The organism is Niastella populi (assembly GCF_002078015.1).
Lineage (GTDB): Bacteria > Bacteroidota > Bacteroidia > Chitinophagales > Chitinophagaceae > Niastella > Niastella populi.
Window position 1 is genome coordinate 266,822 of sequence record NZ_LWBP01000210.1, and the last position, 24,803, is coordinate 291,624.

A 24,803-nucleotide genomic window follows, 5' to 3' on the forward strand; every position below is an offset into this window, starting at 1 on the left:
TAGCTGATCTGACAACCGGAAATTTTGTAATTTTAAAGTATGGATGCCGATATTCATACCTTGTACGAATCAGATTTCTACCGTGTTATGGATTTCAGGTGCCGGTGCACCGAATGCCGTACTTCGAAGCCTGAATATAATACGGAGTTTTGTATAAGCTTTGTACGAAAAGGCAATTTCCTGTTCAATGTTTTCAGGCGGTCGCTCGATTCCTATAGCGGTTGCGTGCTGGTGACCAAACCCGGGTATGAACGCACGGTTACCCATACCCATGCCATTCCCGACGAATGCACCATCTTTGAATTTAAAACCGGCTTTTTTAAAGCAATGCTGGAACATTATGGCAAAATTCCTTTCTTCACCGATAACGATTGGCACTCCACGCTTATAAAAACAAATGCGGAAACCGAGTTCCTGCATTTTCATATTATAAAACTGATACTTAACCGTACGGGCGGCAAGCTGCAGATAGATAACCTGGTAATGGAGGTGATTGAAAAAGTGCTGAGCAATATAACCAATTATAAACCCGATCTGCGCATCAATACCCGGTTAAAGCAAAATCACCTGGTTACCATAGAAAGGGCAAAGGACTTCCTCTCAAATCATTTTACCGACGATATTTCCCTGATGCAGATCGCTGAGTATTGCTTTGTGAGTCCCTTCCATTTCAGCCGCCTGTTCAAAACTTTTACTTCAGAAACGCCGCATCAATTCCTGTTAACGCTTCGACTCAAGAATGCCGAATTGTCATTACGCAATACAGCACAACCGGTTGCTGATATCGCTTTTTCATCAGGATTCAATAGTGTAGAACATTTTACGGCTGCATTTAAACAAAAGTATAATTGTCCGCCCGCCGCCTACAGGCAGCAACATGCGGTAGCTTCCGGTACTGGCAATAAGACGTATTATCATTACAGCAAACTATAAGGAAGGCTTTGCCTGTTATGAGCTCTACTTCGACTTCAGTGGCGATAGCGAGCACGAACTGATTATCAGCATGCATATCCCATATCTTCAAGCAAGGCCCTTCCGTCATTGTTTCAATGAATAGTATAGAAGCGGTAAAACTGCTGTTGCAAAAGGGACGAAGGTGGGAAATGCCATCCTGGAATGCAATCAGGGCGACCGCTGTTTGCAAAGGGAAATACTTAAGCTGCTTGTAGATCATGGAGGGAACGTTGACCACCTGGGATATTGGAAACGAACAACACTTTATTATGAAATTGAGAACTGGGTGAATACTTTTCAAAACATGGCAGCCGCAAGAAGCAATAATCCTAATAGGGTGGCAGGGCATGAAGCGGATTTCAAAAATCATTCTTTCAATATTCCTTTTTTAATTCAATTGGCCGCCAACCCTTTCAACTGTGACGGAGAGAACTCCGGTTATCTCACCCTGTTGAGACAGAAATGGAGTGAAAACTACATTAATGCAACAGGAGTTGAAAAGTTTGTTGAGAATGCCGGAAGATAACAGCATAAAATCATAATGAATTTAGCAGGATTCCTTAAGTGCTTCGGAAAACGGCTGTATAGCTTTGCTGAAAATACAGCGTTATGAAAGATCAATTATTGTCAATCATCGAAAATTCAAGGAAGTACACATTACAGGTTGCCGCGGCCATGCCCGACAAAGATTATCATTACAAACCAACCGGCGCCGGTTGGGATTTTGGTGAATTATTGAACCACATAGCTTATGGTATTCACTGGTGGGAAGAAAATTATATCAAAGGTACTAAGACGGAATGGGCCCCGCCGCCGGCAAAGAAAACCAAAAAGGATGTAGTGGCATTGCTTACGAAGGCATTCGATTCACTGCAAAATACGGTTAAAGGGCAAACGCTCGATGAGCAATCGGGTTACGGTGCTCATGCAACGCTCGATCATATTACCCATCATCGCGGCCAGGCGGTTGTATATTTACGTACCCACGGTATTGAGCCGCCGGAGTATATGTATTAAAGTTATTGTTATGGTGGGTTATCGGCCAGTTGGCGGATGACCCATTTTTATTTAAGCTGTTATTTGCGGCGGGTGAATTCCTGGCAGTAAAAATATGCAATATGTTGAACCCTTGCTATAAAAAAACGGCTGTCACCCGACAGCCGCTATTCGTATTTTGGTAACAAGTTTTCTAAGTTATGCCTTGTTGGCTTTTCTTATGAACATCATAGCCAGGCCAAAGATGAGAAAAGAAACGCCTGTATAGGCATTCAGTTTATTGGCAAGATCGGATCCCAACAACAGGATCAGTGATACAACCGAAAAGAACAGGCCAATGACAAATTGCAGATCGTTTAATTTTTTGTACATGGAAGCAATTATTGGTTAAAAGAAAATTATGTTCAACAGTAAGGTGATCGCCAACAACAGCAGACCCAGCGGTACCACCCGCAAATACCATTTTTGTTCGTGGTACTTCGGTTTCTCCGTTAACGAATATACTAAACCTTTTAATTCCTCGTCGGGTTTGGGTTTGGTAAACAGGCTCACTATGATTGTTGTAAAGAAATTGAAGGTCCACGATACGGCAGCTACGATAAATGCCTGACCCATACCGCTTTTGATGGTATACCATTCGGCTATCCAGCCGCCCTTGCCTTCGGCAACGGTAAGCCCGTGCGTTGCGGCGGCGGCGGCGGTTCCCACAACCAGTCCCCAAAAGGCGCCATGGCTTGTGGTTCGTTTCCAGAACATCCCCAGCAGGAAAGTGGCAAACAGCGGACCATTCACAAAACCAAATACGAGTTGCAGAAAGTCGTTGATGTTGTTAAAGCTTTTGGCAATGTATGCAGTAGCAATGGAAATAAGGATGCCCACCACCGTTATGACCTTGCCCACCAGCAGGTAATGCCGGTCGCTTTTATTCTTTACAAAATACGATTGATAAATGTCAAAAGTGAACACGGAGTTGAAGGCGGTAACGTTACCGGCCATGCCGCTCATGAACGAAGCGATGAGCGCGGTAATGCCCACACCAAGGATACCGGTAGGGTAGTAGTGCGCGATCATCGATGGCAGGGTCATGGTATAATCCAGTTCGCCATTGGCGGTTGTTGGTATGCTATAGCCCTTTGATGCAAGGGCAGGTTGCATTAAGGTAATGGCAATAAGCCCGGGTAATACCACTATCAGTGGCATCACCATTTTAGGAATGGCAGCAATGATCGGTGTGCGTTGTGCATCGCCCATATTGCGGGCGATCATGGCCCTTTGCACTACAAGGAAGTCGGTGCACCAGTAACCGAACGACATTACAAAACCCAGCCCGAAGATCAATGACATAAAGTGCAGTCCCATGGGATTATCGTTGGCGTTACCCATGTATTTCCAGGCATGCGTCATTTCGGGTTGTAATAACGATTTGATATTATCCCAGCCACCGGCATCGTGCAGGGAAATTACTACCAGGGGTGATAGTCCCAATACAATTAAGAAGAACTGCAATACTTCATTATATACCGCACTGGTTAAACCGCCGAGGAAGGTGTATACCATTACAATGCCGGCCGAAACCCATATAGAGATATCGAAATCCCAATGGAGGATCGTTTCCATCAGTTTTGCCAGTGCATACAATGAAATGCCCGATGAAAACACCGTCATAACGGCAAAGGAGATAGCATTTAAGCCCCGCGTTTTTTCATCAAAGCGAAGCGACAGGTATTCGGGCACACTGCGGGCGCGGCTGCCATAATAGAACGGCATCATAAAAACGCCAAGGAATACCATGGCGAAAATGGCGCCTACCCAATAGAAGTGGACGGTCATTATGCCGTACTTGGCGCCGGATGCCACCATTCCAATCACTTCCTGGGCGCCAAGGTTGGCTGATATAAAAGCGAGACTGGTGATCCAGAGCGGGATACTGCGGCTGCTGGTAAGAAAATCATTACTTGATTTTATTTTCTTTTTTATAAGAAAACCAACGCCAATAACAAAAATGAAATAAACAAGAATGATCAGGTAATCGGCAAGTTCTAAGCGCATGTGCAATCGTTAACTGTGTGTGATAGTTTCATGCACAATATATTTCTTTCATTTCATTATTATGATCTGAATCATAGATAGGGAGAAAAAGTTACGAATACGGTTGCGTGGGCCGGAAGCCCCGGGTTGAAAGGTTAATAGAGTTGCTAATGTTGATGGAGGGGTATTAAGATAACTAATTGGATAGCTTTAGCTTGTTGGCCTTGGATTTATAAGTTGATATGTTGACAAAGCTGGAACCGGAATTTCTGACCTTCTGGCCGGTGTCAGGCTCGCATTTGCTGGGGTGGCCCGGAATATAAACCCCGGAAACAGGTAACTGGTAACCGGGAACATTGAATTTTGAACTAAAAACTAATATTTGACCTTTATCAACTCTATCAACATTATCACCTTTTCAACTTCCTCCTGCAGTCGACTCCCGTTCAATAAGAACCGAAGGTATCACCATCCGCTCCTTGCTTAAATCAAATGTACTCTTTTCAATTCCTTTAAAAAGCAGGGTGGCGGCAGCTTTGCCAATTTCAAAGGCGGGCTGGGTAATGGTGGTGAGCGGGGGATTCAGGATGGGGGCCGTGTCGAGGGTGGCAAACGCTATCACTTTGATATCCTCTGGTATATGTATGCCCAATTCATGACAGGCAAGATAAACCGGGGTAACGATCTTTTCAACCGAAGCGATCAATCCATCGGGGCGGTGTTTATTTTGCAAAATGGTTTTTATTTGATCATACATGCTGTCGTTATCGGTACAATATATTATCTGTTGGTTTGCTTCCGGTATACCGGCTTCAGTAAGCGCCGCTTTAAATCCTTCTTCCCGGTTCAGGCAAATAGGCAGGCTTTGCGAAATGCTTACAAATGCCGGTTTGCGGCAACCTTTCTTTAATAAATGATTGGCTGCCATAAGGCCACAGTCGTAATCATTGGTTGTCACTCTCGCGGTTTCTATCGATTCCTGTTCACGGTCGAAAAAAACAACCGGGATATTATTGGCCTGTAACTTAATAATATGTTCGGCTGATTTGGTTTCGCTGGAAATGGAGATCAGCACCCCGTCTACCCGACCACTCTGACAGTCTTCGAGAATGGTTCTTTCGTTGGCGAATTTTTCGTGCGATAAATAGATAAGTACGTGATAACCTTTGGTTTCGGCAATAGACTGAATGCCATTGATGGCGAGCGAGAAAAAGTTATCGGCCACTTCGGGCAGCACTACCGCAATGGTTTTACTTTTCTTTTTGCGCAGGCTGCTGGCGTATGGATTAGGTACATAATTTAACTGCGCTGCCAGCTCCAGTACCTTCTTTTTTGTTTCATCACTGATCTCATAACTATCGCGCAACGCTTTTGAAATAGTTGAAACTGATAGTTGCAACTGTTCTGCTAAAACCTTTATGTTGACTTTACTCATCGGACTGTTTAAGGTCTAAGTGCCTGTTTTACAGACTATTTTATCTTGCAAATTGCTGCAATTTCTCGCAACCGTTTTCGTAAATAAAGTTAAACGATAGCTAACAATCTTTAGCAAAAAAGTAGAACTTAGTTTTGAATTCAACACCAGTCTTAATAAAAAAACGATTGCATGGCAGCTCCTGGTAAATTCACCGAGAAAGAAATTAATCCGCTTGGCAGTTTGGATGAGTGGGAAGACGACGTTCTGCAACGCTATCCAGATCCCGATACAATTGCAAAAGAAAAATCAAAAGAAGCATACCGTAATTACGAAGAACCCGGCCGCGATACCGTGCGCGAGTTCTACCGCCTTAATCATACGCACCAGACGTTTGCGTTCGTTCAACAGAAAAGAAAAGATTTTTTACAGTTCAATCGTAAAGAAATGTCGGTTTGGGATGCGTTCAATTTCCTGAACCAGCTGGTTGACGATTCCGACCCCGATACAGATCTCGACCAGTTCCAACACCTGTTACAGGCATCGGAAGCCATACGTGCCGACGGCCACCCCGACTGGATGGTGCTCACCGGTTTGATGCACGATATGGGCAAGGTACTTTGTTTATTTGGCGAGCCGCAGTGGGCAGTTGTTGGTGATACGTTCCCGGTTGGCTGCGCTTATTCAGATAAAGTTGTTTATCCCGAATTTTTTAAGAACAATAATGATTACACCGATCCCGTTTTTAGCACTAAACTAGGGGTATATACGCAAAATTGCGGATTACGAAATGTAAGCATGTCATGGGGACACGACGAGTATGTTTATCAGATGTTGAAAGATTATTTACCCGAGCCTGGCTTATATATGCTGCGGTATCACTCATTTTATGCCTGGCATCGCGAGGGCGCTTATGGCCATCTGTTAGATGATCACGATCGTGAAATGCTGAAATGGGTTAAGTTGTTCAACCCATATGACCTGTATTCAAAATGTCCCACACCACCAGATTGGAAGCAGCTTCGGCCCTATTATGAGGACCTGGTTGCTAAATACCTACCATCGACCATAAAATTTTAGTAGCAAACAAAAAAGTCTCACCCGAAAACTTTATCCATTCCTTGTTTTATTTCACTGAACAGGTAAGCTATGCCTATGCGTATAGTTGATGAATCAGTGTGCAGGTAATCGTATGCAATGTAAAACACAATTTTCAGGTAGTTGTGTTTTTTTAGAGATATGCATATAAATGTGACTAATACATTTAATTGACTTTAAAAACCGGAAGAAAGATTTAACACTTTAACCTAAAACTTACGTTATGAGATTGCTTGGTCGGTCGCTCCCGAAAGGCGCGGGTAAACGCCTATTGCTTCTGCTATTCTTAACGCCGCTGTATCTGCTGGCACAATCACAGGAAGTTTCCGGAACCGTAAAAGACTCTACGGGTCGCCCATTGGCTGGGGTTTCGGTTTCTGTAAAGGGAAAGAATCTTGTTACTATTACAAAGTCGGGTGGTACGTTCATCATTCCTGCACAAACAGGAGATGTACTGGTATTTAGTGGTGTTTCACTCGAGAATCAGGAAATTTTGATTGGAAGTAAAACAACGCTTGATGTTACTATGCAAACCTCAGCCTACATGATGACTGATGTGGTGGTGGTAGGTTATGGTAAAGGGTCACGTAAAACCCTTTCCAGTGCTATTACATCTGTTAAACCCGAAGACCTCAACCGAGGCGCCATTGGCGATGTAGGCCAGTTGCTGCAGGGTAAAGTACCGGGTCTTAACATCACTGCCAATGGTGACCCAAACAGGCCTGCGGCAATTATTCTGCGCGGGGCCTCCACTATTAATAGTCCCCAGGGACCTTTCTATGTAATTGATGGTATTCCCGGCGCCGATATCAATACCGTTGCACCGGATGATATTGCTTCCATCGATGTGCTGAAGGATGCTTCGGCTACGGCCATTTATGGTAATAGAGCCAGTAACGGCGTAATAATGGTTACTACCAAAAGAGGTAAAAAGGGAGCATTACAGGCTACCTACAATGGCTATGTCGGTATTGAATCGGTTACAAATGGTTTGGATCTGATGGATACCACACAATTAAGAGAATATGTTCGCAAGAACAATTCATCGATAAACCCTAATGATGATAAAGGGGCCAGCACCGACTGGATGAAGGCCATTCAAAAAGATAATGCTTTTTCTCATAATCATAACATATCGTTCAGCGGCGGTACCGATAAAAGTACCTACAGCGCCAGCCTGAACTACCTGAAAAAAGATGGTATCATATTGCAAAGCAGTCTGGAAAGAGTGATCGCCCGCATTTCGGCCGAGCATCGTGCGCTGAACGATCATTTGATCTTCGGGTTGAATTTGATGAGCAGCAACAGTAAGGCCTCCAATGTTCCTTTCCAGAACATGGTGTTTCAACAGGCTGTAAAATACAACCCCACCTCTCCGGTATATAATGCCGATGGTACATTTTTCGAAAACCTGAACAATACGGGCTATTTTAACCCGGTTTCCATTATTAAAAATGCGAAAGATGATACCAAATACGGGTCATTACAGGGCGCATTTACCGTGGAAGCCAAACTGCCGTTCGGATTTACCTATAACATGAACCTGGCTTATCAAAGAGGTACCTGGCTGCATGGTGAATATTACAGCAAGTATTATTCACAATATTATAACAGCAGTAATTTTTATACCAACGGAGACCCAGGTGGCGGCCGCTCATTGCGTAATTTCTATTCAAGTGGTTTAGCGTACAGGGGATATTACCAGGGTACTACTAAAACACTGGAGTCGTATTTAACCTGGGCAAAACGTTTGGGGCTGCATAATATCAAAGCAGTAGTGGGTTACAGCTGGCAAAAGAACACCAGTGGAGATGGTTTACAAAACAGCCAGACCAATTTTATCTCTGATTATACTTCCTACAATAACATGAGTTTGGGTAACTATCAAACGGTAAATGGTTTTGTTGTGGATTTTGGCGGTACGTTATACCAGGAAACGAATTTTATCTCTGATTTCGCCAGGCTTAACTACGATTTTAATGAAAAGTATTTGTTACAGGCTTCGGTGAGAAGAGATGGCAGCTCTGTATTTGGTAAAAATAAAGAATGGGGTTATTTCCCTTCTGTAGGAGCGGCCTGGCGCATTTCACAGGAAGATTTTCTTCGGCATAATGAAATAATCAGTGAGCTGAAATTAAGAGCCAGTTACGGGGAAACCGGTAATGCTTTCGGGCTGGGCGCTTATACCTCACAACAGTTATACGATAAAGCAGGTTCCTATTACAATGCCGGCGTTTTTGCCACTTCAATCAGAGTAAGTCAGGGCTACAATCCGGATTTGCAATGGGAAAAAACTTCCACAAAAAATATCGGTATCGATTATGGCATATTGGATGGAAGGATCTCTGGTTCTATCGACGTATATGAAAAGCTGACTACCGGTATGATTTTCCCCTACGCTGTAAGCCCAACCATAGATCCGAGTGGATTTGTGTATATGAATGTGGGTAAAATAAGGAACCGTGGTATTGAGTTTAGCTTAAATGTGAGTGCTGTTAATACGAAGGATTTCAGCTGGAACACCGCTTTGAACCTGGCCAGCAATAAAAACGAAATTCTGAGTTTGAAAGGACCTGAAAAATACGGTATGAATGCAGATTCTACTTACTATACTCAGTTAGATGGTCCTGGAACAACAGGTAGTACGTTACAAATGTTGGCAGTGGGTAATCCATTAGGTCTGTTCTATTCTTTTAAATATGCAGGTAAAGATGCCTCAGGTAACTCCTTGTTTATAACAGGGAAGGGCGATCAAACAAGTAACCCCACCCAAAGAGTCGATTATCATCCATTAGGAAGCCCGCATCCGAAATTAATGTTCGGCTGGGTAAATAATTTCCGGTATAAGAACTTTGATCTCAATCTCTTTATACGTGGTGTAACCGGTAACAAAATTTTCAATGGTACCCGTGCCGATCTGCATTATGTTACGTCTGCAGGTGTAACCAACATCACGCCCGATGCAATGGATGATGCAAAGAGCGATGCCAGGAATAACAACTATTCATCGCGTTTTGTGGAAGACGGCTCCTATATACGTTTGGATAATGCCACGCTGGGATACCGCTTTAAGCTTAATAGCCCCTATATCAAACAACTGCGTTTTTATACTACCATAAATAACGCTTTTGTAATAACAAAGTATAAGGGAATAGATCCTGAGATCAACCAGGGTGGTGCATCACTGGGTGTTGACTATAATAATTTCTATCCCAGAACAAGAACTATTTTGTTTGGCGTGTCAGTTGGTTTCTAACGATTAAAACAAAAATTATGAAAAAGCATTTTCGATTATATATGATCATTCTGGCAGCCGCTACAACATTGGGCGCCTGCCATAAAATATCGGTTAGTCCGAATTCCCTGTATACCGGGGATGTTTTCCCAACCAACGATGAACAGTTCCAGTCTGTTATCGGTACCATTTATACTAATATACGTGGTCACTATCCGCTTACTTTCTGGTTTGTTCAGGAATTGCCTTCCGATGAAGCCATACTGCCGAGCTATGGCGGTAACTGGTACGATGGCGCCGGGTATATTGACCTGCATCGTCACAGCTGGACAAAAGACCATGGCTGGATTGGAACTGCCTGGTCAGACACATATGGTATAGTAGGGCTTTGTAACCAAACCATCTATACTTTCAGGACTGCGCCTGAAAGCGACGCTAAGAATACCGCTATTGCAGAAATAAAAACATTAAGAGCATTGGCTTATTGGGAATTGCTCGATATGTTTGGTAATGTACCGCTCGATACTGTTTACCCAAGCCCCGGTGTTCAGGAAAAAGCGCCGCGTGCACAGGTATTCAGCTATGTGGAGTCGGAGTTGAAAGCAGCCCTTCCCTTCCTGAAAACAGGTACCGGAATTGCAACTTATGGAAAAGTTACAAGATGGATGGCCCAGGCTTTATTGGCTAAATTATACCTGAATGCACAGGTATACACTGGCGCTGCCAAGAACAACGAGTGTATTGCCGCCTGCGACGATATTATTAATTCCGGAAATTTTGCGGTTGAAGCGCGTGGAAGTTATTTAAACATGTTCTATCCTGACAATGGCCCTTCAAACAAGGAATTTATTTTTGCCATTCCTTATGACCCCGCCACCAGCAACGGCTACCTTTTCCACGGACGTTATGACCTGAACAGGAACCTCGGAATTAAATACCGTTATTCAGGGGCAACACCTGGTAATTATTCCATGAGTAGTATTATTATGAATCAAACCAGTGGAAATGGTTTGAAAAATACCAAACCCAGCGGCCCCCGCGCAACACTTTCCGGTTTCTATAATGCGTATTTTAAAGATGATGCAAATGATATCCGAAAAGACCAATGGCTGGTTGGTCCTCAATACTGGCCAGATGGCAACCCTATTAAAGTAGCTACTACCAAAAAAGGATATGATCAGTTTTACAGCGGATCAGATGGAAGTGCTTCTTACATTTATGATCTATACATTGATTCTGTAATAAGCTTGCGCCAGAGTGTTTCTGCCCTGGACCTGGGTAACGATGAAATAGCCTGGAATATGGGTATCCGGAATATCAAGTTTTATCCCGATGCCAATTCCGCTTCCCGTAACCAAAACAACGACGCACCGCTGTTCCGTTATTCCGATGTGCTGTTGATGAAAGCAGAAGCGATCCTTCGCGGCGGTGCTGCCACTAATGGCCAAACAGCTTTGTCGCTGGTAAATATGGTCCGCAGCAACCGTACTACTTCGGCTGCATGGTCCTCGGTTACCCTCGATGACCTGTATGCTGAAAGAGGCCGTGAATTTACCTGGGAATGCTGGCGCCGTAATGATATGATACGTTTTGGAAAATATGAAAGTGCGTATGGTTTCAAAACCAACTCAGATACTTATCGTCGTATTTTCCCAATACCAACAAGAGCATTGGCAACTAACAGTAAATTGACGCAAAATCCAGGTTACTAATAATATTGATTGAAGAATAACCCGTGTTAATCCGATTCCTAAATTAATCTGTAACCCTAACACATAAACTTTAGTTTTAGGAAAGGCGATGACCAGAGCGCCGGGCTTGCACACTGGAGCCCGGCCTATTTAATAAATTTTGAAGAACCGTTTTTAAAATCCACATAGTCCTTGTTCATTTTTTAAATGCAATTACGATTTTTTTCATAATCATGTAGCAGTAAATACTGACCCTCCGGGCTTTCCAGCCTGGAGTTTTTTTTAAAAATGCGGCCGGGGATCCCGGATTCCTTATGTTTGGCGAATTACAAACTGTAGCGAGTTAAAACTGAATAACTGAATAACTGAATAACTTGAAAAGCATATATGAACCGGATGTTATTATTGAGTAAAATAGTGATATTGATAGCATGGGGCCAGTTTATAAAAGCTCAGGATCTTATCCAATACGTACAACCATTATCGGGCACCGCCCCGTCAACAACGACGGCCGCACAAAAACATAGTGAAGCCGGCTCTGAAAAAAATGCCAATACCATTCCGGCAGTAGGTGTGCCATTCGGTATGACGCAATGGACGCCGCAAACGAGAACTGCAGAAACAAAATGTATTCCCCCCTATTTTTATAAAGACAGCCTCATCAATGGATTTCGCGGAACACACTGGGTTAGCGGATCGTGTATGCAGGATTATGGCAGCTTTACCATTATGCCCGTGACCGGTTCTCTTCGAACGACGAACTTCGCCACACCATTCTCGCATCAGCAGGAGATCGCCACGCCTGCTTATTATAAAGTTGAGTTGCCGGCATACCATTGTATAACCGAAATAACGGCTACGGCACGTTGTAGCATGATGCAGTTCACCGTTCAACAGGATGATAGCCTGTTCCTGCTCATTATGCCTAACAGCGACCGCGGTGAAGGGGAAGTGTATTTAAACCCGGTTAAAGGAACGGTATGGGGGTTTAACCCCGTACATCGTATTTACCAGGGCTGGGGCAACCAGGCAGGTTTTAGCGGTCATTTCTTTTTGCAATTTGAAAAACTCCCGGTAAGTGGCGGCAGGTTTAGCGAAGTAACACCGCCAACCGGCAGCGTTACAAATAAGCACGGCAATGGGGTGTATGCCGGGTTTGCTTTAAAAAAAGGCGAAAAGCTCAGGGTTCGTATCGGCACCTCATTCAGCAGCGCCACAGAAGCTCAAAACAATTTACGGACAGAAATTGCTACCTGGGATTTTGCTACCGTTTTATCAAAGGCTAAACAAAGCTGGGAACAGGCGCTTGCACAAATACAGGTGCAGGGTAAAAACGAAAAAGATAAACGCATTTTTTATACAGCCATGTACCATGCGCTGCAGCATCCGCGGCTTTACAGTGATGCAAGCGGCGCTTACCCGCCATTTACCGGCGGATTGCCGGTAAAGAAGTTATCGAATGGGCAGTACTACGATGATTTTTCCATGTGGGATATTTACCGCGCTCAACTGCCCTTGCTGCAGATCCTGCAACCGGCACGCGTGAACCAGTTTGTTTCGTCAATGATCCTGAAAGGCAAACAGGGTGGGTGGCTGCCCATTTTCCCCTGCTGGAACAGTTATACCGCCGCCATGATCGGCGATCATGTAACGGCGTTTATTGCTTCGTCTTACGCTAAGGGGATAAAGCATTACGATGTAACGGCCGCTTACCGCCTCATGCGCCAGAATGCTTTCGATTCTCCCAGTAAAGAGGATTACGTTAATGGAAAAGGCCGCCGCGCCCTTTCCTCGTATTTGCAATACGGTTATATTCCCATGGAAGACAGCGTGCAGGAAGCATTTCATAAAAAAGAACAGGTGAGCCGCACCCTCGAATATGCCTACGATGACTATGCATTGTCGGTGGTAGCCAAAGGGTTGAATAAAACAGCCGACTATAAAGAACTGCGCAAACGCGCTTTGAATTACAAAAATGTATTCGACAGCAGCGTGGGCCTGGTTCGCGGAAAATATATTGACGGTCATTGGTATGAACCCTTTAATGCCGACAGGCGCGAGCCCTATATTACGGAAGGAACCCCGCGCCAGTACACATTTTACGTTCCGCACGATGTGAACGGGTTGGCGAACCTGATGGGGGGCGATAAAGCGTTGGAGAGAGCGCTCGACACCCTGTTTGTCAAAAATGAATACTGGCATGGGAATGAACCGGGGCACCAGATCCCGTTCATGTACAATTACACGCCATCGCCCTGGAAAACGCAACAGGTGGTGCGGAGTATCTTAAGTGAAGAATACAGCGACGGTGCCGGTGGTTTAAGCGGTAATGACGATGCCGGGCAAATGAGCGCCTGGTATGTGTTTGCTGCCATCGGTCTGTACCCGGTTGACCCCGTTTCGGGTGAGCATCTGCTTTGTTCACCCATCTTCGATAAAGTTACCCTGCAATTACCCGGTAATAAAAAACTGCACATCGTTTGTAAGAAACGATCGGAAGGCGCTATCTATATAAAACAGGTGAAGCTGAACGGCAAACCCTTCAGCAGGAATTTTATTACGTATGCCGATATCATGAAAGGGGGCATGCTCGAAATTGAATTACAACAACAACCCGGCAGCTGGGGCGCAGCGCCCATGGCAAGGCCTGCGGGAATGAAATAATACCTTACAGGTCGTTCCCTGAATTAAATAAAACGCAATCGTGATGATAAAGAAACTGACTATAATAAGTCTGGTATTGGTTATTACTCTGCCGCTTACAGCGCAACGGATCTTCAATGTGGTGAGCTACGGCGCCCGGGGCGATGGTAAAACAAATGATGCGCCGGCCATACAAAAAGCGATCGATGCCTGTTCGAAGAGTGGCGGCGGCCGCGTACTGCTGCCTGCCGGCCGGGTGTTTATGGCAAGCCCGTTCAACTTGCGATCGAACATCGATCTGGATGTGGAAGCGGGGGCGAAGCTGCTGGCCAATCCCGATGAAAAAGTTTACACCAAAAGCGCTTTCCGTCAAAACCCCGGGGAAGGCACCGTCTGGATCGGCGGGGAAAATATTCAGAATGTATCTGTCACTGGTTTGGGCGAAATAGATGGCAACGGCATTTCCTTTATGGGCAAAGAACTCGACGATTCGTATGAACTGAAACCCTTCAATGTGCTCGATCCCCGGCCGCATGTGCTTACGATCGTCGGTGGAAAAAATATCCGCATCAGGGATGTGCGCATTGGCAATTCAGCCTACTGGACCATTCACCTTGCCGGTTGTAATGATGTGGTGATCTCGGGCATTACCTTACTTAATTCATTAAAAGTCCGCAACAGCGACGGCATCGATGTAGACCATAGCAAAAACGTACGCATCAGCGATTGTTATATTGAAAGCGGCGACGATTGTATTTGCCTCAAGAACCGCCGCGAATACGAAGAGTTCGGCCGTTGCGAGAACATTACAGTGAGCAACTGCACCATGACCTCGCGCAGCTGCGCCATAAAGATCGGTTCTGAAAATATGGACACCATTCGCCAGGTTGTTTTCAATAACTGCATAATAAAGAACAGTAACCGCGGAGTGGGTATTCAGAATCGCGATGAAGGCGTAGTGCATGATGTGATCTTTTCGAACATGATCATTGAAGGGCATTTGTTCTCCGATGTGTGGTGGGGCAAGGCCGAGCCCATTTATGTTACCGCTTACCGCAGGGCAAAGATCGATCACAAGGATGCCAACTGGCGTTTTCCAAAAGGTGCTACAGAAGGCCGGGTAGGCATGGTATACAACATTTCTTTCAGCAATATTAAATGCATCAGCGAGAATGGAATTTATGTAAGCGGCGAATCGCCCGGTAAGATCGCCAATATTTACTTTGATGAGGTTGATGTACAGATCAACAAAAGCACCAATATTCCCGGCGGTGTGTATGACCGCCGCCCGGCCAATGTGGAAGGTTTTGTAAAAGGGCGCACTTCGGCCTTTTACTTCGACCAGGCGCAGCACATAAGGTTACGGAATTGTTCGGTGCAATGGGGCAGTAACCGGCCCGAATATTTTGCCCACGCAGCCGAAGCGCACGGGGTTGATAGTTTTACCGTGTTCAATCTTGAAGGAGGGGCGGCGTTCCCTCAGTTAGCACCGGTGAAGAAATAAATAGTTACCCGGTCCCGGGGCCTGAAAATTCAGCCTTCTGCATATAGTCGTAGGTCTGGAAGTTCAGGCCTTTATCAACTTTATAAACTATATCACCTTATCACCTTACTGTTAACAAAGCTTTGGCTCAAAAAACAATATTTGTCGTTATTTTCGCCTGGAACCAACTACGTCATTCTATGCGATCTTTATTATGCCTGTGCATGCTGGGCCTGAGTATTGGCGCCCTGGCCCAGGATGAACCGATGCCCGATCTCCGTAACAAAAGAGAAAGTTTTACAAAATATCCCAAAGGCGAAATTCGTAACGACCTGGCCACCTTTACCATCGGTGGCATCGATGAACGTATTGGCAAAAATCCGCTCGAACGAATACCCGCTACCGACTTCAATATGCATTCAATAACCTTTGAGGGCAATAACGTCAGGGTGATCATTAAAAGCGGTCCATTCGATGCCAGTAAGCACAAATTATTTTATTACTATGATAAGAAGTACCTCGTTAAAATAGATGGTAAGCCTTATTATGGCGATTACGGCACCATTCCGACAACAGCTATAACTTCGGTTACTGTTATAGTTAATAATAAAGATACGGTGGCTATACCGCCGGCCGCATTTGCCGATCTGTACCACCCCGATTTTACTTATTCAGACGGTGGCACAATCAAAACCCATAATGCAGTGTACCTGTCGGCCGACAAAAAGAAGATGTACATCTATATGTTGAACAGCGAAGCGATCGGTAAATATGAAGTTACCTGGATCTTGCAGGATAATAAATATGTTGGACGTGTGATCGATTCAGGAATCATGCGGTAGTAGTGCTTTTTATTACCGGTCGAACGGCAATAACCGACTCCCTGAAGCTGGGAGTGTTGTAATTTATTAATAGGTATAAACAACACATTCTCAGTTTGGAAGCAGTTCATCTCCCGGGGTAAAAAAATAATTTTTTTCCGGGAAACAATTTACGAACCACGAACACCGTTAGTATATCGGTTTTTCATAGGATATTGGATTTTTAACAGGCCTGGATTTCTATCCGGGCCTTACTTTTTACCCCCCGTTCTGAACAGAAGTGTAGAATTTTAGCAACAATACGATCAGCCCACCGGTAAATCTTACAAGAGAATACCTGAAAAATTACAATTTGCACCTGTAGCATGGTTTTTTACTGTTATTGCCAAAGGCTTGTAAGTATGAATTGGGTTGATATACTGCTACTGATAGTGGTAGCTTACGGTATTTGGGACGGTTGGCAAAAAGGATTTATCCTCGAGTTATTGTATTTACTGAGCCTGGTGATCAGTATTGCAGTCACTTTTTTATTATATCCATACCCTACTATTTTTATCAACAAATATATTCCCGCGCTCGGCTCCTGGGCCTTGCCCTTTGCGTTTATTATTACTTATGTTCTCATGCGGGTGTTAACAAATTTGCTTACCAACAAAACATTACACCGTATTCCGGCAGAAACACATGACCGCTGGGATAATAAATTTCTCGGCATGCTGCCCGGTTTCCTAAACGGGGTTGCCCATGCGGTGATCGTAGCGGCCCTTTTGCTGGCGCTGCCCATCAGCAATAAAGTTTCAAATACAACCCGCGAAAGCCGGTTTGTGGTATTGCTGTCGGTTCCGGCCGAATGGATAGAAACCAAATTGTCGCTGGTATTTGATGAAGTGGAAAGAACGATGAACCGGTTAACGGTAAAACCGGGCTCCGATGAAACAGTACTCCTTCCTTTTACAGTAATTGCACCACCCTCCAGGGCCGATCTTGAAATTCGTATGTTAAGCTGGGTAAATGCGGAAAGAATAAAAGCAGGTTTGAATACGGTGAAAGCCGATCCGGAATTGACGGCGGTTGCCCGCAAGCATTCTGTCGATATGTTTCAGCGGGGATACTTTTCGCACATATCACCCGATGGGAAGAACCCGTTCGACCGCATGAATAATGACGGCGTTAAATTTACAAATGCGGGTGAAAATATTGCGTTGGCGCCAACGCTCGATATTGCCCATAGCGGGTTGATGCATTCTCCCGGTCATCGTGAAAATATTCTGCGGCCCGAATTCGGCCGTCTTGGTATCGGCATCGTCGATGGCGGCAAGTATGGATTAATGATCTCCCAGGAATTCAGGAACCATTAAGCAGTTTGCAATAGACAATTGGCAAATACATCTTTGCTGCCTGCCATTTGTCTATTGCCGATTGAGATCTATTTTCTTCCAAATAACTTAGTAATTATAAAGAATATCAGGGCAATTACACCCACTACCAGGATGATTCCCCACCACATACCTACTTTAAAAATGGTTTCAATAGCCGCACACCCTGTGTAAAACATTGTTATCATCAATAAAATAATTCCATAAAACGCTTTCATATCGATTGTTTATTACTAATATCTAAAACGGTGTGCCTGTTATAAGTTATTGACAATCATAGTGCTTAAAGTGATTCTTTGTAGAATTAATTACCCGAAATATGCCCAAGGCCGAAAGCGGAAGGCTAAAGCAAAATGCCGAACGCAGCTTCCGGTCTGACGGGCTTCCGCAATACATTATTCCCGATAAAATCGGGATAGTTCGACATTCGGGGTTCAGCGTTAAGCCTTAGTCGTTCAGCCTTAGCGTTCTTCCGCCTTTTGCGTTATTTTTGCGCCATGCAAAAACCGGTTATTGTTATTAAGCTCGGCACAGCGGTCATAACCAATGAAGAAGGTGTAATCAGTCATTCCATTATTAAAAAAGTAGCGGCGGAAATTGCGGAATTGTTTGCTACCCATCGTGTGGTACTGGTTTCGAGCGGTGCGGTTGGCAGCGGAAAGGTTTTTATTCAGCACTATAAAGGCAGTATTACCGAACGCAAGGCGGCCGCAGCCGTAGGCAACCCCCTGCTGATCCAATTATATCAAAAGCATTTCTCCAAATACGACATTCCCGTGGCCCAGGCCCTGTGCGAACGCCATCATTTCAGTAACCGTTTCCAGTTCCTGCAGTTAAAAGAAACCTTCGAGGCGTTCTGGCAGAACGGCATTTTGCCTATTGTGAACGAAAACGACCTCGTTAGCAATGTGGAACTGAAGTTTTCCGATAACGACGAACTGGCTACCCTCATTGCCGTGGGTTTCGATGCTGAAACACTGGTAATTTGTACCTCCGTAGGCGGGTTTATGGATGATGCCAAAAACATAATTCCCCGGGTAGAGAAGATCGATGGTAAAGTAATGGGCTATGTGCAAACCGGTAAAAGCAGTCTGGGTCTTGGCGGCATGACCTCCAAACTCACCTTTACCCGCCTCGCTACCTCGTTGGGCATTCAGGTGATCATTTGCGGACTGGCCGGCAAAACACCCTTTGCCGACGCGCTGGCCGGTACAACCGGAACTACCTTTGTATCGCAGGCTTCGAACCTGAAAGCACGTCAAAAATGGCTGGCCAGCGGGTCAATTACGCTCGGTACTATTCTGGTCGATAAAGGCGCCGTTAAAGCCCTTCGCCAGCGCCGGAGTTTGTTAACTGTTGGGGTTACCAGCGTACAGGGTAAATTTGCAGCTGGTGAAGTAGTTCAGATAAAAGATGAAGAAGAAAACATTATCGGTGTTGCCAAAGTGAAACTGGATACTGCTGCTATCCGCGATGGTATTTCACAAAAGAACGTACTGGCAGCACATGCTGATGATATCGTAATATTTTAAAAAGGCCTGATGAGCACTATACAACCACAAATAATTAAGACCTGGAAAGCCGCCATCCACCTGCGGCAGGCCAGCGAAAAACAATTGAAAGCCGCCTTACTGCAACTTGCCGATGAGTTGGAGAAGAACAGTTCGGCCATTCTGAAAGCCAATCAGCTCGATGTAGATAAACAGGAGCCCGGTAATCCGCGTATCGACAGGCTTATATTGAATAAACAACGTATTACAGGTATTGCCAACAGCATTCGCAAGATCAGCAGGCTGCCTAACCCTTCCGGTAAAACGCTTGAAAAGCGCCGGCTCCGGAACGGGTTACAGTTGCGAAAAGTGACCGTGCCGCTGGGTATTGTAGGCGCTATTTATGAATCGCGACCAAATGTAACGTTCGATATAGCGGCGCTTTGTTTACGCAGCCAGAACGGCGCCCTGCTCAAAGGCAGCAGTGAGGCAGAGAATACCAACCAGGCAGCCATGCGCCTTATAAAAAAAGTACTGAAGGCAAATGATATCGATCCTGATTGTGTAACGTTATTGCCTTCAGACCGCGAAACGGTGCAGGAATTGTTTACCGCAACCAGGTATGTAGACGTACTGATTCCCCGCGGTTCCGATTCTCTCATACAATTTGTTAGAAAGAACAGCCAGGTACCGGTGATCGAGACCGGCGCCGGCGTATGCCATGTGTACGTGGAAAAAGAAGCCGCGCTTAAAAAAGCGGTAAATATTGTGGTTAATGCAAAAGTATCGCGCCCTTCGGTATGTAATTCCGTTGATACGGTACTGGTAGACGAAAAAGTAGCGCCTGCATTCCTGAAACAACTGCAACCATTGTTCAGCGAACACCAGGTAGAGATCTTTGCCGATGCCAAAGCGCATAAATTACTGAAAGGGTATCCCCATTTACAAAAGGCTGCCCCCGGAGATTTTGACCGCGAGTTCCTGAGCCTTAAATGCGCGGTGAAAGTGGTAAAGGACATTGATGAGGCCCTGGACCATATTCGCGAGCATTCAACCAAACATTCCGAAGCAATCGTCAGCAATAATAAAAAGCATTGCGCCCGTTTTCTGCAGGAAGTGGATGCCGCCGCTGTGTATACCAATGCATCAACCCGTTTTACCGATGGGGAAGAAATGGGGCTGGGTGCAGAAATAGGCATCAGCACCCAAAAGCTGCATGCCCGCGGCCCCTTCGCATTGGAAAAGCTGGTTACCGAGAAGTGGCTGCTGCAGGGGAACGGACAGGTGCGGTAAAGCCGGTTACAGGTTGCAGGTTTTTGTATTCCCGGTAACCTGCATCCGGTAACCTGCATCCTGGAACCTGGAACCTGCCAGATACTGGTACCTGGCAACAGGCAACTTAATTTTACGTAAATTGCTACTGCCGATTTACCATGATTAACCGTGTATTGATTATAACGATTGTCTTCTTATTAAACCTCCTTCCCGTATTGGCACAACCTGTGCAATATGCTTTTTCACACCTCGATATTTTCAACGGCCTTTCGCACAGCCAGGTGAACACCATCATCAAAGATGCAAAGGGGTTTATGTGGTTTGGCACCGCCTCAGGCCTCAACCGCTACGATGGTTATACATTTAAAGTTTTTCGCCATAAAGAAAATGACAGCACTACGCTCAGCGATGATCTTGTTTCTGCGATCCAGGAAGGGCCGCATAATAAATTCTGGATCAATACCCGGGGCGGACAAAACATTTTTGATCCGGTATCGGAAAAGGCCATAACCAATACGCCTGCCTACTGCCGGCAACTGTCGTTACCCGCCGCAGTGGTTATCGATATAGCCAAAGACAAACAGGGCCGGTTCTGGTTTGCCCAGCCCGGGTACGGCCTCAGCCGCTATGACCCGGCTACAAATTCAGTGCATCGGTTTCAGCGCAAAGCGGTAAAAAACATGCCCTATATAACCGATATGGTAACTGACAATGCAGGCAACCTGTGGGTTATGTACAATGATGGACTGCTGGAAGCATATACTACTGCAACGGAAAAACTCAATTACAGCAACGCAGCAATCTTTAAGAAAGGCGATGCTTTACGTTACCGCCTGTTTGCCGATGCTGACAATGATCTCTGGATCTACACCGATGGTTTTCCCCAAGGCGTGTACTGTTTCAACAGCACAAATAACAAGCTGCAGCATTATCACCGCGACGCTGCTGCCAACCGGCTTAATACCAATCTGGTTACCGGTATACAACAGGACAATAACGGCAGGATCTGGATCTCAACCGATCATGGCGGCATCAACCTGGTAAATAAAAGAACGGGTGTTGTTTCTTACCTTGAAAATAATCCGGAAGACATCAAAAGTATTAGCCAGAACAGCATCAATGCCATTTACCGCGATAACACCGGTATCATTTGGCTTGGCACTTATAAAAAGGGCATAAATTATTATCACGAGAACATCATTAAATTTCCTGTATACCGGCATTCGCTGTCCGATGCGAAGAGCCTGCCCTTTGACGATGTGAACCGTTTTGTTGAAGACGATAAAGGCAACCTGTGGATAGGCACCAACGGGGGCGGGCTTATTTATTACGACCGGGCCAATGGAAGTTACCGCACCTTTAAACACAACCCCGCCAGTGATAACAGCATCAGCAATGATGTCATTGTCAGTTTGTGCATCGATCATAATAAAAAATTATGGATCGGCTCGTTTTACGGCGGGCTCGATTGTTATGACGGCAACCGGTTCATTCATTATAAACATGATCCCGGAAATGCAACCAGCATTTCTGATAACAGTATCTGGGAAATATATGAAGATGCGCAACAACAACTGTGGGTTGGCACTTTAAGCGGCGGGTTGAACCGTTTTGATGCCGCCATAAATGGTTTTTTTACGTATCGTAATGGCGCAGGCTCCATCAACTCGAATTATATTTCGGCGCTTGCCGAAGACCAGGATGGCAATTTGTGGATAGGCACCGAAACGGGCATCAATGTGCTGAACAGGAAAACGGGTCGGTTCACTTATTATACGCACAACTCGAAAGACCCGCACAGCCTCGGAAATAACAGTATTACCGACCTGCTTAAAGATAGCCGTGGTAATATGTGGGTAGCTACCCGCAACGGGTTGAATTTTTTTGACCGGCGTACCAATACGTTCCGGCATTTCAATGAGGCTGATGGATTGGTGCAAAGCAATATTCTCACCCTTTTGGAAGACAACGCCAATACGCTTTGGCTGGGTACCACAAATGGTATTTCGAGGGCCTGGGTACAGTATGGCGCCAACGATGAATTGACAATCCGGTTCAGAAGTTATGATGAACGCGATGGACTGCAGGGCCGCGAGTTCAATGAAAATGCCGCATTAAAAACTAGCCGTGGCGAACTGATCTTTGGCGGCGCCAATGGCTTTAATATTATTAGTCCGCAATCAATTGCCCACAATACCACCATACCCGAAGTAGTGCTTACCGATCTGCGGGTATTCGATAAAAGCCTGCAGGCCGGCGATACCTTCAACAACCGGGTGTTATTAAGAACGGCTATCTCAGAAGTAAAAGAGATCACGCTTAAACATCATGAGAAAATCTTCTCGCTCGAGTTTGCCGCGCTCAATTATTCAAACCCCGAAAAGAATCAATATGCCTATAAGCTCGAAGGTTTCAATAATGATTGGCTTACCACCGACGGTACCCATCGTACGGTAACCTATACCAACCTCGACCCCGGCAAATATGTGTTCAGGGTAAAAGCCGGTAATGGCGATGGGGTATGGAATGAACAGGGCACTTCGCTCACTGTAACCATTTTACCCCCGTTCTGGCGCACCATTCCGGCATTTATTATTTATGCATTACTGGCTGCCGCTATTTTAATAGTTGCCCGCCGGCTTACCATTCAACGGGCGCATATGCGTTTTCAACTCGCCCAGCAAAAGAAAGAGGCAGAGCGCATACATGAGCTCGACCTGTTGAAGCTGAAATTCTTTACCAACGTAAGCCACGAATTCAGGACACCGTTGTCGCTCATCATGGCGCCGGTAGAAAAAATGCTGAAGCAGTCGGGTGAGCCGGAACAAAAGAAACAATACCAGTTAATATACCGCAATGCCCGCCGCCTGCTGGCCCTGGTAAATCAACTGCTCGATTTCAGGAAGCTCGAAATGCAGGAGCTGCGTTTATATCCGTCACTGGGCGATATCGTTTCTTTTGTAAGGGAAATAGCCAACTCCTTTACCGATATGGCGGGCGCCAAACACATTCACTTCAATTTTACCACCGGCATTTCCGCCCTGCAAATATCCTTTGATGCCGATAAACTGGAGCGCATCCTGTTCAACCTGTTGTCCAATGCATTCAAGTTTACGCCCGAACATGGCAACATACAGGTAATAGTAGATCTGCAGCCGCATAGCGGTGAAAGTCAAACGCAATATGTATCCATTCAGGTGAAAGACAATGGAATTGGCATTCCGGCTGAAGACCAGGAGCGGATATTCGAGCGGTTCTTCCAGCACGATGTACCGGGCAGTATCCTTAATCAGGGAAGCGGAATAGGGCTGGCCATTTCAAAAGAGTTTGTACGGCTGCACCAGGGCTCAATAAGTGTAAACAGCGAACCGGGGAAAGGCACTTGTTTTACGGTGTTGTTACCGGTAACCGCGCCGGTTGCGCAACCGGTTATTGAACCTGCGCTGGCTGGCAGTGAAGAACTGATGACTGCTGAATTGCCCGAAGAACAAACCGGGCCGCCGGGTAAGGGCAGTCGCAAACGGCCGGCGGTGCTCATCGTTGAGGATAACGAAGACATAAGGTTTTACCTGAAAGATAACCTGCGCCGCAACTATACGGTATATGAAGCGGTGAACGGGGCCGAGGGGTGGGAGAAAACAAAACAGCTTCAGCCCGATCTGGTTGTAAGTGATGTAATGATGCCGGTGATGGATGGCATGGAGCTATGCAAACACATAAAGAACGAAAAACAAACATCTCATATTCCGGTGATATTACTGACGGCGCGTTCTGCGGCTGAACCCAAACTGGAAGCTTTTCAGGTGGGAGCCAACGACTACGTCACCAAACCCTTTAGTTTTGAAATGCTGCAGTCGCGCATTAAGAACCTGCTGGCGCAGCAGGAGGCCATGCGTAAGTTATTTCAAAAACAATTGGAGGTGAACCCTTCAGAGATAAGCATTACTTCTGTTGATGAACAGTTCATTCGCCAGTCGATAGAAACAGTTGAACAACAGATCTCCAATGCCGACTTTTCGGTTGAAGACCTGAGCCGGGCCTTGCATATGAGCCGCGTGGCCCTTTACAAGAAATTGCTGGCCCTTACCGGTAAGTCGCCCCTTGATTTTATAAAGACCATTCGCCTGAAACGGGCGGCGCAATTGCTTGAGAAAAGCCAGTTCACCATTTCTGAAATTGCCTGGGAAGTGGGTTTCAACAATCCCAAGTATTTCGCCCGCACTTTTAAAAAAGAGTTTGGGGTGTTGCCATCGGAGTATGCGGCCCGGCCACCGGCTAATAAAAGCGAATAGGATGCAC

The 24,803-nt window shown here is 45.5% G+C and carries 17 protein-coding genes; 13 read left to right on the plus strand and 4 right to left on the minus strand.

Annotation, left to right across the window (positions count from 1 at the left end; genetic code table 11):
* Window positions 1-39 precede the first annotated feature (39 nt).
* From A4R26_RS26565 to A4R26_RS26575, 3 genes are all read left to right on the plus strand, one after another.
* Window positions 40-933 (plus strand): helix-turn-helix domain-containing protein, encoded by an 894-nt coding sequence (locus A4R26_RS26565; protein ID WP_081169551.1) that lies wholly within the window; start codon window positions 40-42, stop codon window positions 931-933.
* 205 nt (window positions 934-1,138) lie between these two features.
* The gene (locus A4R26_RS26570) at window positions 1,139-1,480 is read left to right on the plus strand and encodes a hypothetical protein (protein WP_133054787.1); all 342 of its coding nucleotides are present in this window, start codon (window positions 1,139-1,141) and stop codon (window positions 1,478-1,480) included.
* An 83-nt stretch (window positions 1,481-1,563) separates the two neighbouring features.
* On the plus strand, window positions 1,564-1,971 hold the full coding sequence (locus A4R26_RS26575; RefSeq protein ID WP_081169553.1) for a DinB family protein: 408 nt from the start codon (window positions 1,564-1,566) through the stop codon (window positions 1,969-1,971).
* Between the two features lie 177 nt (window positions 1,972-2,148).
* On the opposite strand, the gene A4R26_RS35170 is transcribed toward A4R26_RS26575, so the two are convergent.
* From A4R26_RS35170 to A4R26_RS26585, 3 genes are all read right to left on the minus strand, one after another.
* Entirely contained in the window at window positions 2,149-2,322 is a 174-nt protein-coding gene (locus A4R26_RS35170; RefSeq protein ID WP_165760420.1) for a hypothetical protein, read from the minus strand.
* Between the two features lie 15 nt (window positions 2,323-2,337).
* Window positions 2,338-3,999, minus strand: coding sequence for a sodium:solute symporter family protein (locus A4R26_RS26580; protein ID WP_081169554.1), 1,662 nt, complete (start codon window positions 3,997-3,999; stop codon window positions 2,338-2,340).
* A gap of 397 nt (window positions 4,000-4,396) precedes the next feature.
* The gene (locus tag A4R26_RS26585) at window positions 4,397-5,413 is read right to left on the minus strand and encodes a LacI family DNA-binding transcriptional regulator (RefSeq protein WP_081169555.1); all 1,017 of its coding nucleotides are present in this window, start codon (window positions 5,411-5,413) and stop codon (window positions 4,397-4,399) included.
* Between the two features lie 171 nt (window positions 5,414-5,584).
* Here A4R26_RS26585 and A4R26_RS26590 point away from each other — a divergent pair, with 171 nt between their 5' ends.
* The 7 genes from A4R26_RS26590 to A4R26_RS26620 all read left to right on the plus strand — a co-directional run bounded on the left by A4R26_RS26590 (window position 5,585) and on the right by A4R26_RS26620 (window position 17,721).
* The gene (locus A4R26_RS26590; RefSeq protein WP_081169556.1) at window positions 5,585-6,472 is read left to right on the plus strand and encodes an inositol oxygenase family protein; all 888 of its coding nucleotides are present in this window, start codon (window positions 5,585-5,587) and stop codon (window positions 6,470-6,472) included.
* A 241-nt stretch (window positions 6,473-6,713) separates the two neighbouring features.
* Window positions 6,714-9,746, plus strand: a complete 3,033-nt coding sequence (locus tag A4R26_RS26595) for a SusC/RagA family TonB-linked outer membrane protein (protein WP_081169557.1) — start codon at window positions 6,714-6,716, stop codon at window positions 9,744-9,746.
* Between the two features lie 17 nt (window positions 9,747-9,763).
* Window positions 9,764-11,437, plus strand: a complete 1,674-nt coding sequence (locus A4R26_RS26600; protein WP_081169558.1) for a RagB/SusD family nutrient uptake outer membrane protein — start codon at window positions 9,764-9,766, stop codon at window positions 11,435-11,437.
* Window positions 11,438-11,803: 366 nt separating this feature from the next.
* Window positions 11,804-14,080, plus strand: a complete 2,277-nt coding sequence (locus tag A4R26_RS26605) for a GH92 family glycosyl hydrolase (protein WP_081169559.1) — start codon at window positions 11,804-11,806, stop codon at window positions 14,078-14,080.
* 43 nt (window positions 14,081-14,123) lie between these two features.
* The gene (locus tag A4R26_RS26610; protein WP_081169560.1) at window positions 14,124-15,563 is read left to right on the plus strand and encodes a glycoside hydrolase family 28 protein; all 1,440 of its coding nucleotides are present in this window, start codon (window positions 14,124-14,126) and stop codon (window positions 15,561-15,563) included.
* Window positions 15,564-15,742: 179 nt separating this feature from the next.
* Window positions 15,743-16,384 carry a hypothetical protein gene (locus A4R26_RS26615; protein WP_133054788.1) on the plus strand — a complete coding sequence of 214 codons (642 nt, stop codon included), beginning with the start codon at window positions 15,743-15,745 and terminating at the stop codon, window positions 16,382-16,384.
* A gap of 380 nt (window positions 16,385-16,764) precedes the next feature.
* Window positions 16,765-17,721 carry a CvpA family protein gene (locus A4R26_RS26620; RefSeq protein ID WP_081169649.1) on the plus strand — a complete coding sequence of 319 codons (957 nt, stop codon included), beginning with the start codon at window positions 16,765-16,767 and terminating at the stop codon, window positions 17,719-17,721.
* Between the two features lie 68 nt (window positions 17,722-17,789).
* Here A4R26_RS26620 and A4R26_RS35175 read toward each other — a convergent pair whose 3' ends face one another.
* Window positions 17,790-17,957: a hypothetical protein gene (locus tag A4R26_RS35175; RefSeq protein WP_165760421.1), complete on the minus strand. Its 168-nt coding sequence runs from the start codon at window positions 17,955-17,957 to the stop codon at window positions 17,790-17,792.
* Between the two features lie 279 nt (window positions 17,958-18,236).
* Between A4R26_RS35175 and proB the strand changes: the two genes are divergently transcribed.
* The 3 genes from proB (at window position 18,237) to A4R26_RS26635 (ending at window position 24,796) form a co-directional block, all read left to right on the plus strand.
* Window positions 18,237-19,271, plus strand: coding sequence for a glutamate 5-kinase (gene proB / locus A4R26_RS26625; RefSeq protein WP_081169562.1), 1,035 nt, complete (start codon window positions 18,237-18,239; stop codon window positions 19,269-19,271).
* Between the two features lie 9 nt (window positions 19,272-19,280).
* Window positions 19,281-20,522: a glutamate-5-semialdehyde dehydrogenase gene (locus A4R26_RS26630; protein WP_081169563.1), complete on the plus strand. Its 1,242-nt coding sequence runs from the start codon at window positions 19,281-19,283 to the stop codon at window positions 20,520-20,522.
* Window positions 20,523-20,719: 197 nt separating this feature from the next.
* Window positions 20,720-24,796 carry a two-component regulator propeller domain-containing protein gene (locus A4R26_RS26635; RefSeq protein WP_242675027.1) on the plus strand — a complete coding sequence of 1,359 codons (4,077 nt, stop codon included), beginning with the start codon at window positions 20,720-20,722 and terminating at the stop codon, window positions 24,794-24,796.
* The last annotated feature ends 7 nt before the right edge of the window (window positions 24,797-24,803 follow it).

Bases quoted from the DNA above. Each gene is read 5' to 3' on its own strand.
- A4R26_RS26565 (WP_081169551.1), top strand. From the start codon at position 40: ATGGATGCCGATATTCATACCTTGTACGAATCAGATTTCTACCGTGTT.
- A4R26_RS26575 (WP_081169553.1), top strand. From the start codon at position 1,564: ATGAAAGATCAATTATTGTCAATCATCGAAAATTCAAGGAAGTACACA.
- A4R26_RS35170 (WP_165760420.1), bottom strand. From the start codon at position 2,322: ATGTACAAAAAATTAAACGATCTGCAATTTGTCATTGGCCTGTTCTTT.
- A4R26_RS26580 (WP_081169554.1), bottom strand. From the start codon at position 3,999: ATGCGCTTAGAACTTGCCGATTACCTGATCATTCTTGTTTATTTCATT.
- A4R26_RS26585 (WP_081169555.1), bottom strand. From the start codon at position 5,413: ATGAGTAAAGTCAACATAAAGGTTTTAGCAGAACAGTTGCAACTATCA.
- A4R26_RS26590 (WP_081169556.1), top strand. From the start codon at position 5,585: ATGGCAGCTCCTGGTAAATTCACCGAGAAAGAAATTAATCCGCTTGGC.
- A4R26_RS26595 (WP_081169557.1), top strand. From the start codon at position 6,714: ATGAGATTGCTTGGTCGGTCGCTCCCGAAAGGCGCGGGTAAACGCCTA.
- A4R26_RS26600 (WP_081169558.1), top strand. From the start codon at position 9,764: ATGAAAAAGCATTTTCGATTATATATGATCATTCTGGCAGCCGCTACA.
- A4R26_RS26605 (WP_081169559.1), top strand. From the start codon at position 11,804: ATGAACCGGATGTTATTATTGAGTAAAATAGTGATATTGATAGCATGG.
- A4R26_RS26610 (WP_081169560.1), top strand. From the start codon at position 14,124: ATGATAAAGAAACTGACTATAATAAGTCTGGTATTGGTTATTACTCTG.
- A4R26_RS26615 (WP_133054788.1), top strand. From the start codon at position 15,743: ATGCGATCTTTATTATGCCTGTGCATGCTGGGCCTGAGTATTGGCGCC.
- A4R26_RS26620 (WP_081169649.1), top strand. From the start codon at position 16,765: ATGAATTGGGTTGATATACTGCTACTGATAGTGGTAGCTTACGGTATT.
- A4R26_RS35175 (WP_165760421.1), bottom strand. From the start codon at position 17,957: ATGAAAGCGTTTTATGGAATTATTTTATTGATGATAACAATGTTTTAC.
- proB (WP_081169562.1), top strand. From the start codon at position 18,237: ATGCAAAAACCGGTTATTGTTATTAAGCTCGGCACAGCGGTCATAACC.
- A4R26_RS26630 (WP_081169563.1), top strand. From the start codon at position 19,281: ATGAGCACTATACAACCACAAATAATTAAGACCTGGAAAGCCGCCATC.